This window comes from Bacillus sp. AFS088145 (assembly GCF_002564465.1).
Lineage (GTDB): Bacteria > Bacillota > Bacilli > Bacillales > Bacillaceae_G > Gottfriedia.
Window position 1 is genome coordinate 550488 of record NZ_NUUX01000013.1, and the last position, 17619, is coordinate 568106.

Annotated in this window: 16 protein-coding genes and 1 pseudogene; 3 read left to right on the forward strand and 14 right to left on the reverse strand. The window is 36.6% G+C overall.

Annotated elements, in window-relative coordinates; all coding sequences use genetic code 11:
- Positions 1-31: 31 nt before the first annotated feature.
- From COI44_RS10835 to COI44_RS10875, 9 genes are all read right to left on the reverse strand, one after another.
- Complete coding sequence (locus COI44_RS10835; RefSeq protein ID WP_098427933.1) at positions 32-1207, reverse strand: M20 family metallopeptidase; 1176 nt, start codon at positions 1205-1207, stop codon at positions 32-34.
- 14 nt (positions 1208-1221) lie between these two features.
- Complete coding sequence (locus tag COI44_RS10840; RefSeq protein WP_098427934.1) at positions 1222-2451, reverse strand: Zn-dependent hydrolase; 1230 nt, start codon at positions 2449-2451, stop codon at positions 1222-1224.
- A gap of 125 nt (positions 2452-2576) precedes the next feature.
- Positions 2577-3878, reverse strand: a complete 1302-nt coding sequence (locus COI44_RS10845) for a helix-turn-helix domain-containing protein (protein ID WP_098427935.1) — start codon at positions 3876-3878, stop codon at positions 2577-2579.
- 11 nt (positions 3879-3889) lie between these two features.
- Positions 3890-4723 (reverse strand): DMT family transporter, encoded by an 834-nt coding sequence (locus tag COI44_RS10850; RefSeq protein ID WP_098427936.1) that lies wholly within the window; start codon positions 4721-4723, stop codon positions 3890-3892.
- Between the two features lie 27 nt (positions 4724-4750).
- Entirely contained in the window at positions 4751-6052 is a 1302-nt protein-coding gene (locus COI44_RS10855; RefSeq protein ID WP_218926919.1) for an amidohydrolase, read from the reverse strand.
- A 278-nt stretch (positions 6053-6330) separates the two neighbouring features.
- Positions 6331-7485 carry an ABC transporter permease gene (locus COI44_RS10860; protein WP_483295392.1) on the reverse strand — a complete coding sequence of 385 codons (1155 nt, stop codon included), beginning with the start codon at positions 7483-7485 and terminating at the stop codon, positions 6331-6333.
- A complete protein-coding gene (locus COI44_RS10865; RefSeq protein ID WP_098427938.1) occupies positions 7460-8179 on the reverse strand; it encodes an ABC transporter ATP-binding protein in 720 nt (239 codons plus the stop codon). Before COI44_RS10865 ends, COI44_RS10860 begins: the two co-directional genes overlap by 26 nt.
- A complete protein-coding gene (locus COI44_RS10870; RefSeq protein ID WP_098427939.1) occupies positions 8179-9432 on the reverse strand; it encodes an efflux RND transporter periplasmic adaptor subunit in 1254 nt (417 codons plus the stop codon). Before COI44_RS10870 ends, COI44_RS10865 begins: the two co-directional genes overlap by 1 nt.
- A 519-nt stretch (positions 9433-9951) precedes the next feature.
- Positions 9952-11361 carry a SpoVR family protein gene (locus tag COI44_RS10875; protein ID WP_098427940.1) on the reverse strand — a complete coding sequence of 470 codons (1410 nt, stop codon included), beginning with the start codon at positions 11359-11361 and terminating at the stop codon, positions 9952-9954.
- A 165-nt stretch (positions 11362-11526) separates the two neighbouring features.
- Here COI44_RS10875 and COI44_RS10880 point away from each other — a divergent pair, with 165 nt between their 5' ends.
- Positions 11527-11739: a hypothetical protein gene (locus COI44_RS10880; protein ID WP_056474812.1), complete on the forward strand. Its 213-nt coding sequence runs from the start codon at positions 11527-11529 to the stop codon at positions 11737-11739.
- Between the two features lie 310 nt (positions 11740-12049).
- Complete coding sequence (locus tag COI44_RS10885; protein ID WP_056474809.1) at positions 12050-12250, forward strand: cold-shock protein; 201 nt, start codon at positions 12050-12052, stop codon at positions 12248-12250.
- Between the two features lie 350 nt (positions 12251-12600).
- On the opposite strand, the pseudogene COI44_RS10890 reads toward COI44_RS10885, so the two are convergent.
- The 5 genes and pseudogenes from COI44_RS10890 to COI44_RS24130 all read right to left on the reverse strand — a co-directional run.
- Positions 12601-13232 (reverse strand): annotated as a pseudogene (locus COI44_RS10890) (SpoVR family protein); the annotation flags it as partial.
- A 68-nt stretch (positions 13233-13300) separates the two neighbouring features.
- Entirely contained in the window at positions 13301-13435 is a 135-nt protein-coding gene (locus tag COI44_RS24840) for a hypothetical protein (protein ID WP_353616013.1), read from the reverse strand.
- 167 nt (positions 13436-13602) lie between these two features.
- Positions 13603-14100, reverse strand: a complete 498-nt coding sequence (locus COI44_RS10900; RefSeq protein WP_098427941.1) for a DinB family protein — start codon at positions 14098-14100, stop codon at positions 13603-13605.
- A 404-nt stretch (positions 14101-14504) separates the two neighbouring features.
- Positions 14505-15407, reverse strand: coding sequence for a DMT family transporter (locus COI44_RS10905; RefSeq protein ID WP_098427942.1), 903 nt, complete (start codon positions 15405-15407; stop codon positions 14505-14507).
- Positions 15408-15576: 169 nt separating this feature from the next.
- On the reverse strand, positions 15577-15750 hold the full coding sequence (locus COI44_RS24130) for a hypothetical protein (protein WP_176522477.1): 174 nt from the start codon (positions 15748-15750) through the stop codon (positions 15577-15579).
- Between the two features lie 527 nt (positions 15751-16277).
- On the opposite strand from COI44_RS24130, the gene COI44_RS10915 reads away from it, so the two are divergent.
- Positions 16278-17495 (forward strand): IS110 family RNA-guided transposase, encoded by a 1218-nt coding sequence (locus COI44_RS10915; protein WP_098427943.1) that lies wholly within the window; start codon positions 16278-16280, stop codon positions 17493-17495.
- Positions 17496-17619: the final 124 nt, after the last annotated feature.

Here is a 17619-nt window from a genome sequence, read left to right on the forward strand (position 1 = left end):
TAAAATAAGGGTCTACTTATCCATAAGACTATTAATCTAAAAGCTTAAATGTGGCATGAACAAATAATTTTACACCAATTTCCAAAGCGTCCTCGTCAATAGTAAAACGAGCATGATGATGTGGATAAGTAATATCTTTTTCTTTGTTTCCTGCTCCCACATAGAAGAAAGTTCCTGGAGCTTTTTGTTGGAAAGCAGAGAAATCTTCACCGCCCATGTTTGGTTTCATAAGGTCGAGAGTCTTTTCATCAAACACTTCTAGAATCGTTTCTTCAATAGCCTTCGTAATCTGCTCATCGTTGATAACAGGACGATATCCAAACTCATAATCAAATTTGTATTTTGCCCCATGAGCCTCAGTTATACCTTTTATAACACGTTCCATAAGTTCAGGAACCGATTTCCTAAGGTTGGCGTTGAAACTACGAACGGTTCCACAGATTTCAACTGAACCTGGGATTACATTATGAGTTGTCCCTCCAATAAACTTAGTAACAGAAACTACTAGATTATCAAGCGGATCAGTATTTCGAGAAACGATATGTTGAAGATTCGTTACAACTTGGGAAGCTATCGCAATTGAATCGATCGTGTCATGAGGAAGTGCTGCATGTCCACCCTTACCTTCAACAGTAATATAGAATGTATCTGGAGCAGCCATCATCGGCCCATAAGCTACACCTACTGTACCTAGTTTCATAGGAGCCCAAAGATGAGCACCAATTACCATATCAACTCCATCCATTACTCCTGCTTGTACCATTTCCTCTGCACCACCAGGAAACAACTCTTCGGCATGTTGAAACAAAAAGCGAACTTCACCTTTGATTTTATCTTTTAAACTAGTAAGAATTTTTGCTGTGCCTAGAAGCATTGCTGTATGACCATCGTGCCCACAAGCATGCATTACCCCTGGATTTGTAGAAGCAAATTCAAAAGTATTTTCTTCATCAATCGGTAAAGCATCCATATCTGCACGAATTGCTAGCACCTTGCCAGGCTGAGAACCAATCAGACGAGCCATAACACTTGTCTTTGTTGGACGAGATATCTCTAAATTCCCAAAAGTTTGAAGTGTATCATACACATATTGAGCTGTTTTTTCCTCATGAAAAGATAACTCCGGATACTGATGGAAATGCCTTCTCCACTTAATCACCTCTTCTTTTGTTTGCTCTACTAAACTATCTAATGATATTGTTTGCATGATTGTATCTCCCTCTATTCATTATTAGATAACTGAAGTACAGTATGATAAAGTACATTAGCACCGTCTGTACAATCTTCCTTTGAACTCCATTCAGCAGGATTATGGCTTATTCCATCTTTTGAACGGATAAAAAGCATCCCTATAGGACATAGACTTGTAAGCTGCATACAATCGTGCCCAGCTCCACTTGGGAGCAAAAATGGTTCTACACCAATCGTTTCACAAGCTAATTTTGCAATATCTTGAATTTCATTAGAGCATAGTGAAGGTGCAATACGTTGCAAAACTTCAACTTGCAATCCTACACTACGTTGTTCACATATAATTTTGGCTCCTTCTAATATTCGGTTTTCTACCTCATCACGAATTGCTTCATTTACATCACGCAGATCCAAGGTGAATTCAACCTTCCCAGGAATTATATTGATTCCTCCAGGAAACAGCTGCAATTGACCAACTGTTCCAACTGTTGAACCTGTCTTACCTGATTCAGATTCAATTAATTGTACAATCTGAGAAGCAACAACTAAGGCATCATTCCGGTCGTTCATTGGAGTTGTCCCCGCATGCCCTGCTTTACCTTCGATTGTGAATTTAAGCCACAACGGGCCAGCGATTCCTGTAACAATACCAACCGATAAATTATCGTTTTCAAGTACCTTACCTTGTTCAATATGTAATTCTATATAGGATTTTACTGATCCAATACTTCTGACTGACTGATCAATTAATAATGGGTCATAACCTGCCTCGCTCATCGCTTGAGCTACAGTAATTCCTTGTTGATCCTGATTTTGGAGTTCTTCCAAAGTGAGTGTTCCAGCAATTCCTCGACTCCCAATCATTCCAAAGCTAAATCTTGCTCCTTCTTCATCTGTAAATACAATCACTTCAATTGGATGCACTGTTGTTATTCCCTGCTCATTCATCGTCTGGAGTATTTCAATCCCCGAGAGAACGCCAAGTGGTCCATCAAAGTTTCCGCCGTCATATACAGAATCTATGTGTGAGCCTACTAGTACAGCAGATGCGTTTGAATTCGTTCCTTCTTTACGTCCAATAAGATTTCCAACGGTATCTTCGTAAACTTTTAATCCTGCTTCAACCATGTAGGAAGTAACTAATTCTTTAGCTTTTCTCTCATTTTCAGTAAAGGACAAACGAGTAATTCCACCAGACTCTTGTTTTCCTATGGACCCGAGCTCCATAAGGCGATTCCACAATCTATCCTGATTAATCATTTTTCCTCCAGTTACAAATTAGTATTTTAGGTCTATTTATGGTTATGACCATAACTATATCACTAATCATTTATTTTGTTAAGTAATAATATTCAGAATATTAAATTTTTCTTTTCCGCCTAGTATCAAAGGCTTATTTTATAGATGTTTCTAGGCCTTCCACGCGAATAAGGTGTTTCCTCTCCAATCACCTGAGCAATTCCTTGTTCCTCTAACCCTTTTAATATTCTTCGTGCGCTTCTCGGCATGATTTGCATATACTGTGCCAGCTCGTGAGCTCCAATTTCACTCTTTCCTATTTTTTTAAGAATAGATTCCAGCTTGCTAAGTGTCGAAATGCTTAAAGATGTTTGTTCACTTATTTTTTGTAGTTCTTTTGAGACATAAGAATATGTAATTTGTTCCTCTCTTCCCAATGGACCCGCTATCGTTTGATTATCAAGAGCTACCATCCAACTTCCTTTTCCATACTCTCTAGCATGAAATAAAGCTCTACCAGCATGAATTTCTGCTTCGTAAGCCGTTTTACCGATTCCAATTCCACAAGTAATGACTTCTTTCTTTAATTCTTCGAGATCTTCCAAATTCGGAATTAAAGAAAATTCATTCGTTATATCCTGTAAAAGCCCTCGGGTTGTAAAAATGACATATCGACCAGGACCAGCAGATTTTAGTGATCCTTGAACTTTATTCGCGTACACAAGAAGCTTCTCTGCCATTTTAATTTCTATTTTGTAAATTTCATCAGTTGAAAATGTATCCTTTGCCAGTCCAAAATAAGAGTCTATCTCTATCATTTGAACTGCAATTTGACTTTCTTTAAAATGTAACATCTCATAAGTTCGAAGTGCTAAATTTAGTACAGACTCAATAGCTGACTTTGCAGGAAGTACACGATAAACAGGAACACCCATTTTCTCAAGTTCGATATGTGCCGACCTGAGACATGTAACTGCTGCTTTCGTTTTCCCACTTTTCCATAAATCATAGTGGTATCCTGCAAGTACGTTTGCATCAACTTCTCCTTCATAATATTTCAAAAATAAATGATCGGCTTTAATCTCTGCTTCATCTAAAATACTTTTAAGTTCATCATAATGGAAGTTATCAAAGCTGATTTGCTCCATTGCAATCTGGTTACGATAGAATATTTGTAACAAAGTTTTATAGAGACTCGGTCCGGTGTGGGGCGTAAAAAACATGGGTTTTGAAATTCCACCCCAGCTTTTTGCTATGGCATAAGGGACCTTTCCTGAAAAAAGCCAAATATCAAAATCATTTGCAATAGGACTTAAAAGATCTGGTATTTCCTCTTCTCTCCAATAGATGATAGGGGTACATTCAAATTCAGGGTATTCCTTTATTACAGATTGAATAACGTCAATCGAATCATCAGATCCTAGTAAACCTAAACGGATTTTTTTCATCGTTTCCTCCACTACTCTAAAATAAATAAAATTCCTAAAATGGTAATGCAGCAGGCTATCAACTTAGCTGCTGTAATTTTTTCTTTATAATAAATTCTTGCTAAAAACAATGCAAATATTGGTGAGGTATAGGCTAAAGCAACAACTAGAGTCCCATTTGCAATCTTTAAGGCTGCAAACAATGCGATCCATTGAGTAATCGCAAGCACCCCACGAATCGAAAGGTGCATATTCAGTTTAGGATACCAAATTTTTGGACGATGTATTAAATAGATTATTAGGGCAATTCCACTCGCTCTGAAAAAATAAAGTGTAGGGGCGTTTATCCATTGATGAACGAGCAATTGTTGTGTAGGAACCATGCTGAGTCCAGCAGAAACTGCAGCTGCAACCCCTAATAAATTCCCTGGTTTTTTTATTTCTACTAATGGAGATAACATGTTTCTACCTCTGACGTTCAGAAAATATACACCAAGCACAATAAGCAAGACCGGAATTAAAATATGTATATCGAATCCGTGCAATATGCTATTTGGAATAAACGTGAATAATGGTGTCAACGCAGTATACACTGCTAGTTGTGATACTTCTATTCGTCCTAGCGCTAAGAAAAATGATACATTAGACAATGCATCTAAAATAATCACAATGATTAATAAACCTATTGAAGCTGGAGTAACAGAAAAGGAATAATACCAAGGCATTACGCAGCCTAACAAAATAGTGACCACTAGAAAAGATGTTACAATAAAACTATTATTATCCTTCATTTGCATTGTTATTTTTTTTGCATACAATGCATTTACTGCATTCAAAAAAGAACTAATTAATGCAAGAAAAAACATACTCTTTTCCCCTCTCTCTCTATTTCATTATCTGGCTAAATGTACAAGTAAGTTTCCATATACTTCCACTGCATACGCAATTGTTTTTTCATTAAAGTCGAATGCACAATTATGATGGCCAGCAGCCAATTCAGTTCCAAACAATAGATAAGTAGCCATTCCACCATTTTTTTGAACCTCTTTCATCATATAGGTTACATCTTCTGAAGCAAGAAAAGGCTGAGAAATAACAATTTCACTGGTTTGCTTAACTTTTGATCCTATACCATATACAAGATTCGCAAGATCAGAGTCACAGTCTGCTATAATCGAACGTCCTACTACTTCGGTATGTTCCTTAATCCCATACAACTGAGCAACAGATTGTATTATCCGCATTGATTCATTCTTCATATATTGATCAACCTCATTGGTCGTTCCTCTTGTTTCAAATTTTAGCTTAGCATGTGCTGGAATAATGTTTCGACCTTCTCCACCTTGAATAACTCCAACATTTATTCTTGAATCCCCTAATCCATGCCGTGAGATGGCATACAATTGCAATGTAATAGTAGATGCCGCAAGTAATGCATTTCTACCTTCATGTGGTGCTAATGCTGCATGGGCCTGCACACCTTCGAGTTCTAAGTCAAACTTGGTTGACGCGAAAAAATCTGTTACGCTACAGACAAGTTGGTTCTGTTTTGTTGCCGTTACACCAATATGACCACTAAAGAAATAATTAACATCTTCTAAGACCCCCGAATCAACCATCGCTCTCGCACCACGCGCACCTTCTTCTGCAGGTTGAAATATGAGTTTAATTTTTCCCGAAAGCTTCTCTTTCATTTTTAAAATCAATTGTGCCATTCCTAACCCAATTGCAATATGGCCATCATGTCCACAAGCATGCATATAACCTTCTACTTTCGAATGAAAACCTCGATTCCATGGAACATGATTTAATCCTTTATCCTCAGATATTTCCAATGCATCGATATCAAATCGAAAGGCTAGTGTTGGACCAATTCGCCCTGTATCCCAGATGCCTACTACACCAGTTAACCCGTCTTCCATTTTCTCAATCCAATACGAATTTGCCCCAAACGACAATGCCCGCTCTTTTGCTTCTTGTATCGTTTTTTCATCTGGGACACCCATTCTCGATTCAGGTACAATGATTTCCCTTCCTACTTTCAATTCAAATCCTAATTCAGATAAGAAATCTGCTATGAGAGATGAAGTTCGGAATTCTGTCCATCCTATCTCAGGAAAACAGTGGATTTCACGCCTACTATTGATTAAACTTCTTTTCATATTATCAACCAATTCTGAGATTAATTCTTCCACGTCGTTTACCTCCTAATCGAATTATTAAATTAAACAACAAGCCAAAAATACTCACCTTTCACTTTTCTCATTATTTACGGTTGAATTCAGGTTACGACCATAATTATAGACTATTCTGACATTTTTGAATAGAAACCTAAAATACTTTTTATTAGATAATCAACTTAATAAGGTTGCTTACTTTAGAAGTTAATCGATCGTAGAGAAATACTTTCTTTATTTACAAAAAAAAGGTGCCCCTTAAAAGTTTTACTTTTGGGACAACCTCTTTATTCATACTATTCATATCGAAGAGCTTGAATTGGGTCAAGCTTAGACGCTTTATTTGCTGGAAAAACACCAAATACGATTCCAACTAATAATGAGAATACAAATGATAACAGCATAACCGGTACAGAATATGCAATTGCTGTTCCTGTTGTTATAGTGAATATCTTTGCACTTATAACGCCTATTACAACGCCTATTATTCCTCCAAGTGAACTTAATACCATTGATTCAATAAGGAATTGAAGAAGAATACTTCCACGCTTTGCTCCAATTGCTTTTCGTATACCGATTTCTTTTGTACGTTCTGAAACCGATACAAGCATAATATTCATAATACCGATACCACCAACAATAAGTGAGATCGCAGCACTTCCGCCTAGCATTAATGTCATCGTTTTATTAACAGATGAAGCAGTTTCCATTAAATCCTCTGGACTAGAAACGCTATAGCTATCTTCATCACCAATAATCGTAAACATCTTTTGTTCGATTCTACGTAATGTAAAATTAATCATATTTTCGTTTTCTACTTTTACATAGACAGATCCAATTGAAGTAGTAGATGCCAAGCGCTGAGCCGTGCTAAGCGGAACAAAAATCGTACTGTCTCCACTTGAACCTAATGAACTACCAACTGATTGAAGTACCCCAACAACTCTAAATGATGTTCCATTCACTTTAACGTATTGACCAACTGGATTTCCAAAACCGAATAATGTTCGTGCTGTGCTTGAACCAAGTACTGCTATTTTTGAGTGATTATCATTATCTAAGTCTGCGATAAATCGCCCTGATTGCAGCTCCAAATCACGAACTTTTAAATAAGGTGAAGTTGTTCCTGTCACAGACACTTGTGCGTTCGTTTGTCCGTTTTTTACAGTTACTCTTCCAGAAACAGTCGGAGCAATTGCTTCTACACCACTAACATCCTTAAGTTGATTGGCATCATCTTCTTTAAATGTTACATCTGAGCCAGTAACACTTACTGTTAATACATTTGTACCTAAGCTTCCTATTTGATCTTGCACTTCTTTCGTTGATCCTTGACCAATCGCTACCATCACAATAACGGAGGATACACCAATAATAATACCTAGCATCGTTAGGAACGCTCTTACTTTATTTCCCTTAATGCTTTTAAGCGCCATTCTCAGTGTCTGCAAACCATTCTCCTCCATTCTCATACAACTGGCCATCGTGAATTCGTACAACACGATTTGCTTGTTTTGCTACTTCTAAATCATGTGTAATTAGAATAATCGTATGCCCTTGCTCATTTAACAAATTCATAATCTCCAAAATTTCCTTACTTGTTTTACTATCAAGAGCACCCGTCGGTTCATCTGCCAGTAAAATAGGAGGGCTTCCAGCAAGGGCACGCGCAATTGCGACACGCTGTTGCTGCCCCCCTGATAATTGTGTAGGTAAATGATTTGCTCGATCTACTAATCCTACTTTTTTTAAGGCCGAAAGAGCAATTTCTCTTCGTTCAGCTGTTTTCATCCCTCTATAAATGAGAGGAAGTTCGACATTTTCTACTGCAGTTAACTTTTGGATAAGATTGAAATTTTGAAAAATAAATCCAATTTTTTCATTCCGTATAGTCGCTAATTGGAAGCTCTTCATTTGCCCTACATCTTCATTATCAATCAAATATCTCCCAGAATCGGGTCGGTCCAAGCATCCAATCATGTTCATAAATGTTGACTTTCCTGAACCTGATGGGCCGATAACTGATATAAAATCCCCCTTTTGGATATCAAGAGATACACTCTGAAGAGCCATTACCGTTTCTCCGCCAAGTTCGTACATTTTCGTCATGTTTTTTATTTGAATAATCGGCTCAAAGTTAGTCATTATTTACCTCCTTGTCCGCCACCTGTTTGATTTCTACCTCCGAAGTTTCCGCTACGTTCGAATCCACCACCGGAGAATCCGCCGCCAGAGAATCCACCACCTTGGAATCCTCCACCTTGCATCATAAATCCACCAGAATTACTTCTAGATTGAACGCTCGGAATTTCAATAGACTCTCCTTCACTTAATCCACTTGTAATTTCTACATTCGTATCATTTGAAATACCAGTTTTTACCGTAACTTTCTTTGTAGATTCTCCAGAATCATCTGTAGATGTAGGAACTAGTACATATTTTTCATTTCCATTTTTATACACTGCTTCTAATGGAACATATAGCGCATCTGCTTTACTTTGTATTAAAATACTTGCTTCTGTTGACATACCAATTTTCAAACCTTTTGGATTTTTAATTTTTACAGTTACATCAAATGTTGAAACGCCATTTGTCGATGTGCCTTCATTTGCTACTTTCGTTACAATCCCATCGAATGTTTCACCTTCAAAAGCACTTGCTGTTATTTTTACTGACTGTCCAACTTTTACCTTAGTGATATCTAATTCATCTACATTGATTGTTGTTTCCAAAGAACTGTAATTTGTTATATGCGCTACTGTCGCAGAACTTTGTATCGAATCTCCACTATTAACAGCAAGACTTGTAATTGTTCCCGCAACTGGTGCCTGTAAAATACTACCATCTGTAAATTTCACAAGTGCTGCACCTGCTTTTACAACTGAGCCTTCCTTCACATTTACATTATCGGCTACTAAACTACTACCTCCAGTATTACCAGTACTAGAATTATTTGAGGAACTGCCACTATCTTCTCTTGTAATCGGTAATGTAACTCCATCTTCATCTTCCATACGCATTAATACTTTACCTTGCGATGCTCCGCTACCGCTACTTACATAAACCTTTGTTATTTCTCCATCTTTTGGAGCCGTAACAACATCACCATTTTTAAATGTCACAAGTGTGTCACCTTTATCTACTGATTCTCCAGATGAAACACTCACACTATCCACAACAAGAATTGTATTTGCCGCAGTAACATCTTCGTCAGTATTTGTAGTTACCGAACCCGATCCAGTAACAGCTACTTCTAACTTTCCTTTTTGTGCCGTAATTGTTTGTGCTGTAGCCATCACATTTTGGGCTTGATTTGCTTGACTCTTACTATATATGAACCAACCACTTCCTCCTCCAACAGCAACAACAATAACTGAAATAATAATCCACTTTTTCAATTTTCTTTTCTCCTCTCCATTATTGAGATTGATATGAATATATACCCGATTATTCTTGACGAGATCCATTCGATTCTGGAATTTTACATATCCTTAGAAACTTTCTATCTTGTAACCATTTTAAGAAAACCAGGGTTTGTCTTTCATTTATACAGCAAACTTACTCTACTATTGATCGTTTGGATTAGAGCTTGTTTTATTTGTTTTTTTACTCCTTCCAATCTCATTTGTTACGCTTATTTTGGATTGTGTACCTTAAATTTCCCTTAAAAAGAATCAATGATTTTTAATAGGGGGAGAACTTGAGTCAAAAAAAATCCCCTTCAATCTTTATGAAGGGGGGCTTATCAATATTTAGTTCATAAATTTCTACAAAAAATAAGAGGTGATTATCTGCATTCAGCCCATTCGTCCTCATCCTCTCAAATATAATAGCGATTGTTCTTATTTAAGAGTTTTTATTTAGAAATATAGGAGTTGGATTCGCTACCATTAAGAAAACCACCTAAAAAGGTGGCCTCAAATATACTTCTGATGAATATTCTTCCCATCATAACTAAACAACACAGACTTATTCTCAATAATCGTTTCTAAATGAACTCCCCTACCCCATAACTGATGAATATAAGGCATTACTTTCTCTACATACTTCACATCAAGTTCCGTATGTTCATAGGAATGCTTCAAATATAGCTCCCCATTTTTTAAGTAATCGCCATCTTGAACAACGATATATGGGAATCCGCCATTTACCCTACTAACAACAAGTTGATCTCTTACATTTTCCCATGCCTTATCAGTGACTTTATACTCCTTACCTTGTCGCTGGAATAAATATATATCTTCTCGCATTACGAGTTCCTTAGTTAAGTAGTTACGGATGAATGAACTATCGGACTCTAATTCTCGTACCTCAAAAATTTTTTCAGTTCCAGAACCAGCTTTCACCCCATATTGTTTCATTTCTTCAGATGGATTGTTATATCTTTCTTCAATATCCTCAAACATTTTTAGTCCAAAATAGTAAGGGTTTATACTTGTCTTCGAGGGCTGTAGTACACTTGCATTCAGTTTTGCAAATTCAATTGATTCACCTGATGTCAAATCTAACTCTCTCATAATACGTTGATGCCAAAGACTAGCCCATCCCTCATTCATAATTTTTGTTTCGAGCTGTGGCCAAAAATAAACCATTTCCTCTCGTAACATTGTTAAAATGTCTCGTTGCCACTCTTCTAATTCGCGACTAAAGTGTTGAATAAATAGTAAAAGATCCTTTTCAGGTTGTGGTGGGAATTTCTTTTTTCGAGGTTTTACAGGGGCAATGTTTTCTTTTTTATTATCTAAATTCCATAAATCATCATATGGTCCTACTCGAGGAACGGGGGGGATCATATCATCTTCTAATTGCCACGATAATCTATTTCTTACAATTGAAGGGTCAATATGTTCTTGAATAGCTATAACCGCATTCAAAAATTCTTCTACTAGCCTTTTTCCATATTTTTGTTCATATTGATTAATTCTTTCAGCAGTTGCAGTCATGCTTTCGACCATATCTCGTTTTGTATTACTAAATCGCACATTATTTTTAAAGAAATCACTATGAGCGAGTACATGGGCAACGATCAATTTATTTTGTACGAGGCTATTGGTATCAAGTAAAAATGCATAACATGGATTAGAATTAATCACTAATTCATAAATCTTACTTAATCCTAGATCATATTGTAACTTCATCTTATAAAATTTTTTTCCAAAGCTCCAATGAGAATATCTAGTCGGCATTCCGTACGCACCAAACGTGTAAATAATATCGGATGGGCATATTTCATACCTCATCGGAAAATAATCAAGTCCAAATCCTTTAGCAATTTCAGTAATTTCGTCTATTGCATACTCTAATTCAAGAAAATTATTTGAGTTCATTATTATTCCCCCTACTATGTGTATTGACAATGTATGAGATTTTTTGACGTTATATACTATGGAGATTAAATTAATAATCCTACAAAAAATTTGTAATATAATTGAATTTACAGGACAAAACCTCTTTTGTGTCGAATTAATCTAATTTAGAAGGGGGATGGGAAAATGAGTAAAGAGAATCTATTAAAGAACCTTCGACTTGCAACAAGAGGAAATTTCTTTTTAATCAACATTAAAAATTCATTGGAAAATGATACAAAAATGATTGAAAAACTAGCTAAGGAACTAGAACTAGATGGATTAATCAAACTAAAAGAGTGCACACAATTAGAAGATTCACTCTTTTTAAGCGGAATACTTAAATATGCATCCAATTAAATTGGATGCTTTTTCGTTGTTGAACAAATTGAATATTAAATAGATACAAATGATTCAAAAAAAGGACCTCTTTCTTTTTATAAAAGTAAAGTACTTTTTAAAATGTCGATCTTAGGACATGGCAAATACTAAAGAAGACGGATTCAAATAATTATTTAAAAGAAAGCGGCTTAAGTAATAGAAAGTTTAGTATTGGTCATGTAAAATATGTTAAGTCGTTTATATTTAATTAGGTGAATTTGATTATCTTTATTTTAAATGTTATTATTGGAATATTAATGTGTGTAAATCGCACTAGGAGGAAACAAAAATGGAACATGGTAAAGTAAAATGGTTTAATGCAGAAAAAGGGTTTGGATTTATTGAGCGTGAAAATGGTGATGATGTATTCGTTCACTTCTCAGCAATTCAAACTGACGGATTCAAATCATTAGATGAAGGTCAAGCAGTAACTTTTGAAGTAGGACAAGGGCAACGCGGACCACAAGCAACTAATGTTAAAAAAGCATAGTTAACTCAAAGAAGTCGGATTCTATCAAGTAGAATCTGACTTCTTTGAGTTAACTTAAAATATAAAAAACCCTTATTCATAAATAGAATAAGGGTAAAATTTAACGTGGAACTTGGTAAAGAAAATGGTTTAATGTATTATAGCCCAAATAAAATGAATATACAAATATCCACTAAATATCTTTTAAAGAAGTTAGTTTGTTTAAAATGGATTAAGCTTTCTTAACTATGATGTAGTAATAAAATGTACCTTATGCAACTATCCTGCATTTAGTTGCATAAGGTACACTTCCAAAAAAAAGAATTTTATACTTTCTAATCCATTAAGAAAACCATCTTAAAAAGGTGGCTTTAAATATACTTCCGATGAATATTCTTCCCATCATAACTAAACAAAACAGACTTATTCTCAATATTCGTCTCTAAATGAACCCCTCTACCCCACAACTGATGAATATAAGGCATCACCTTCTCAACATACTTCTCATCAAGTTCCATCTGTTCATAGGAATGCTTCAAATAAAGTTCACCATTTTTTAAGTAATCGCCCTCTTGAATAACGATATAAGGAAATCCGCCATTTACTCGACTAACTACTAGTTGATCACGTACATTTTCCCATGCCTTATCTGTAACTTTATATTCCTTACCTTGTCGCTGGAATAGATACATATCTTCACGCATGACAAGGTCTTTCGTTAAGTAGTTTCGTATAAATGAACTATCAGACTCTAACTCTCGTACTTCAAACATTTTCTCTCGACCGCTGCCAGGCTTAACACCTAACTCTCTCATTTCCTTTGTTGGATGATTATATCTCTCTTCAATATCTTCAAACATTCTTAGTCCTAAATAATACGGATTAATGCTTGTTTCGATGGCTGAACTACTCCTGCATTAAGCTTTGCGTATTCGATCGCTTCATTTGAATCAAGATTTAGATCACGCATGATGCGGATGTGCCAATAACTTGCCCAGCCTTGTTTCTCTCAACGATCTTCTTTTTGATATTCCTCACCAAGAATTTTCAATTCTGTTTCAATATCAATTTTTATTTATTTTTCACCGTTTCTTGCATAGATCGAATCAAGTCGAGGTAATCCGTTGAAGTTGCATGATCTACATTCACAATGAAACCTGCATGCTTCTTTGATACTTCTGCTACCACCCCGACTACTTTAATCATAAGACCATAAAAAAAATTGGACAACTAGTAATTTAACTAGTTGTCCTTATAATACGAACACTTGCGTTAGTCATAATGAACGAATGAAATGCCCCCCAATTGTTGACTCAACTAACCTTTATAGTGAATTTCAATTGGCTTCCATGAATTCCCTATTGATCCAACGTTTAGGCAGGATATCCTCCGGTTGGTGGTGGCCAAGCACTAAATAATCTGCGTATTAGTACGATTTCACCTAAATGATAGGAGTTGTGAGATGCAATATTGCGTAGTACACCACCTGGGGATTCGCCTGGCCATTTCTCTAATGATTTGTCCAATTGTACAGTTTGGGCAATCGTACATGCCTGTTCTATCCCTTGAAGAAAATGCTGAATAATCTGTTTCCACTCTTCCTCATTACTAGGTCCTTCTTCAACAGGCCAGCTTTCTTTCACATCGGAAGGTAATTCAGGCCTCTCTTCTTGTGCGAATAATAAGAGGAATTCTTGCCAGTATGTCATGTGTTTGACTAATTGATAAATAGTATAAGGTAGCTCCTCTATTTTTTTTCCAGCAAGATCCATGTCTATATCCAACAAAGCATTCTTGATAGGAAGATGACCACGTTCTCCTCTTAATGATTTTACTAATGTGTCACTAAATGCTTTATTTGACTGCTCCATATTACCGACTCCCAACATTTTTATTTCTATTTTACTAAATTTATTGTTCTATCCCTTTCTATTATCTAAATATTTAATAGAAAAAATCACTGTTAACATTAATCAAATCGAATGTTCCATCTGAACCATATGATGATAAAGACCCAATTTTTTACTAATTACAGTACTTTTTCATATCTTTTTTTAATTATATTGTTTAGAGTAAACTCTAAGTCAATAGGTTATGGGAGGATTGCTTTTTAATAGTAGAAAACGTAAGAACCCAAACAAACATTCTACAAATAATTAAAAAGATATGAATTAAAAATGAATACTAAGATTAATAAATCTTTTATTCAACAAACGCATGCGATAGTTTAATATGCTCTGACTTTGGTAAACGACAAACGAGATTGAACAGGGTACTAATTTTGTTCAATCTCGTTTTTTAATGGGACAACTTGTTCCTTTGCAAATCTACGAGCTGCTACCACGCATAGTACAACGACGATATTAACAGCCACAAGTAACCAACCAACTTTCTCGTGCAGAATCAGAGAGGCAAGCAATAGTCCAAAGAATGGTTGGAGAAGTTGCAGCTGTCCAACTGCCGCAATACCGCCCTGTGCTAGACCTCGATACCAGAACACAAATCCAATGAGCATACTGAATAAGGATACATAAGCCAGACTTAAGATAGCAGGACGGCCGATGTCCTCCCACGATTCCGGAGTAAAATAGAACGTAAGTGGAAGCATAAGAGGCAGCGACAGTACGAGAGCCCAAGATATCACCTGCCAGTTCCCCAGCCGATGTGAAAGTCGAGCACCTTCTGCATAACCTAGACCACATACAATGATTGAAGCCAACATGAAAGCGTCACCGATTGGTGATGATTCCCCACCATGGATTAGGGCAAATCCTGTCACCAAGAAGCTGCCTATAGCTGAAAAGATCCAAAAGGCTGGTCGGTGGCGTTCACCACCCCGAAGTACGCCAAAAATTGCCGTCGAAAGGGGAAGTAATCCAATGAAGATAATAGCATGCGCGGACGTGACATACTGAAGGGCCAAGGCTGTCAGTAGAGGGAAACCAATCACAACACCAAACGCCACTACAAATAGTGGAACAATGTCACTTCTGACAGGTCGTTTCTGCCGGAAGATTAGTAGGAGAGCTCCTGCCAATACACCTGCTATCGCGGCGCGACAGACTGTTAAGAACAACGGATTGAATTCAGCCACAGCCAAGCGCGTCGCAGGTAGCGAGCCACTAAAGATGAGTACTCCTAGGAAACCATTAATCCAACCTTTTGTTGATTTATTCATTGCAATCACTCCAAATCATTAATAGTACTCTAATTAAGGTGACAATCGAATTAAAAAGTAAATTCTACTTTTATTCCACGCTCTCTAATTCCCATAATATGTTAATTATGACACTTAAATGATATTTCATTCAATAAGTCACAGCCAAGTTTGGGGCTCTAATCGTTTATTACGTCATGCACCAACATAAAGGATCAGTTCCACCACAATGAGGGCAACACCCTCCTGTATAAGTAATTCTAATTTGATCTGAATGAAGTACATAATAATCAGTAATAGGTTCGACGCCAGGGATCACTATCCCACCTGGAATCTCCGGTAATTTGACCTCCCGCACTGTCATGTCTGACCACTTGCCGACCCAGGAACAAATACTGCACTTTAATATCTCTTCCGAAAAGTTAGGAGCATTTTGGATGACAATAATACATTCTCTACTATTTGTATTACAATTAGGACAATCGTGTACTTTCACGAATCTCCACCTCTCATCAAATTTAAAACTTTTCAAGTATCTTCTTTTTACTATTCTTCTTAACAGACAATTAGTCCTTTTTAATAAAATAGAGGATAATCAAATGATTACCCTCTAAATATTGTACAACTAACGCGCCAGTTAGTCATACATGCAGCGCTCGCGCTGCACCACAGCGAATGAAAAAGAATTAAAAACGTCAATACTGCTTCTATGGCTGGGTGAGGAAGGTCGAGCAACTATGGTGCCATTAGAGCCCAACAGTTAGTCTGACTCCAACGATCACGGTGCATCACAGACTGTCGCTCCCTTGCGGGAAGCACTCATGGTAGATTAATCCTATTCTGATTATTGCACCAGCCTCTATTTTTAAAGCCAGAGGAAGGATGAATTCAATGGAAGTTATCATTGAACGAGTTTGCGGAATGGATGTTCATAAGGACAACATTACCGCATGTATTATGACACCTGAAGGAAAGGAGATTCAAACGTTTTCTACGAAGACGATTTTTTTAATTAAACTGATGGATTGGATAAGGTCACATGGATGTACTCATGTCGCTATGGAAAGTACAGGGGTGTATTGGAAACCTATTGTTAATCTGATTGAAGCTGAAGAATTAGAGTTTTTTGTCGTCAATGCGCAACATATGAAAGCTGTTCCTGGACAAAAAACGGACGTAAAAGATGCTGAATGGATCGCTCAACTTCTCCGCCATGGCTTATTGACAGCTAGCTACGTTCCAGATCGAAATCAACGAGAGTTAAGAGAATTGGTTCGATATCGTCGAAGTATTATTGAAGAACGCTCTCGACAACTTAATAGAATACAAAAAGTACTGGAAGGTGCAAATATAAAACTAGGCTCTGTTGTTTCAGATATTATGGGTGTTTCAGCTAAAGAAATGCTTAACGCCATTGCAGATGGCGAAGAAGATCCTACGAAACTAGCAAGTATGGCTCGTCGCTCATTGAAACGCAAAAAGGATGAACTTGAGCTTGCGTTAAGAGGTTATGTTAATCCTCATCAACGTATGATGCTGAAAACAATATTAACTCACATTGATTTTCTAACTGATCAAATTGAAAAACTCGATTTGGAAGTAACCCAAAGAGTAAGCTCTTATCAAGAAGACATAGAACGACTGGACTCGATACCTGATATCGCTACACGTATGGCTGAACAGATACTAGCCGAAATTGGAACTGATGTAGAGAATCAGTTTGGAAGTGCACCTCGATTATGTTCCTGGGCAGCAATAGTTCCTGGACATAATGAAAGTGCTGGTAAAAGAAAATCAACTAAATCCAAAAAAGGCAATAAGTATTTGAAATCAGCCTTAACTGAAGCCGCACATTCAGTTGGTGCATCCAAGAACTACCTTGGTGCTATGTATCGAAGAACAGCTGCACGCAAAGGTAGGAAAAGAGCAGGAATAGTAGTAGCCCATGCCATGTTAAGAATCGCCTATTATCTTCTGACTAGAAAAGAAATGTACAGAGATTTAGGAGAAGATTACTATGACAAACAAAAAGAAGTATCAATAGTTCGTCATTCCGTAAGAAGACTAGAAAAATTAGGGTATTCTGTTTCGATCGAAGAAGTCTCTTAATCCATCAACCACTAATATATTTTTTTACTGTTGGACGCTTTTTAAAAATAAACTAAAGACGTCTTCTTTAGTTATGCACTTTTTTAACTGAATACCGTAAGGTTTTTTCATGGTAGACATCCAT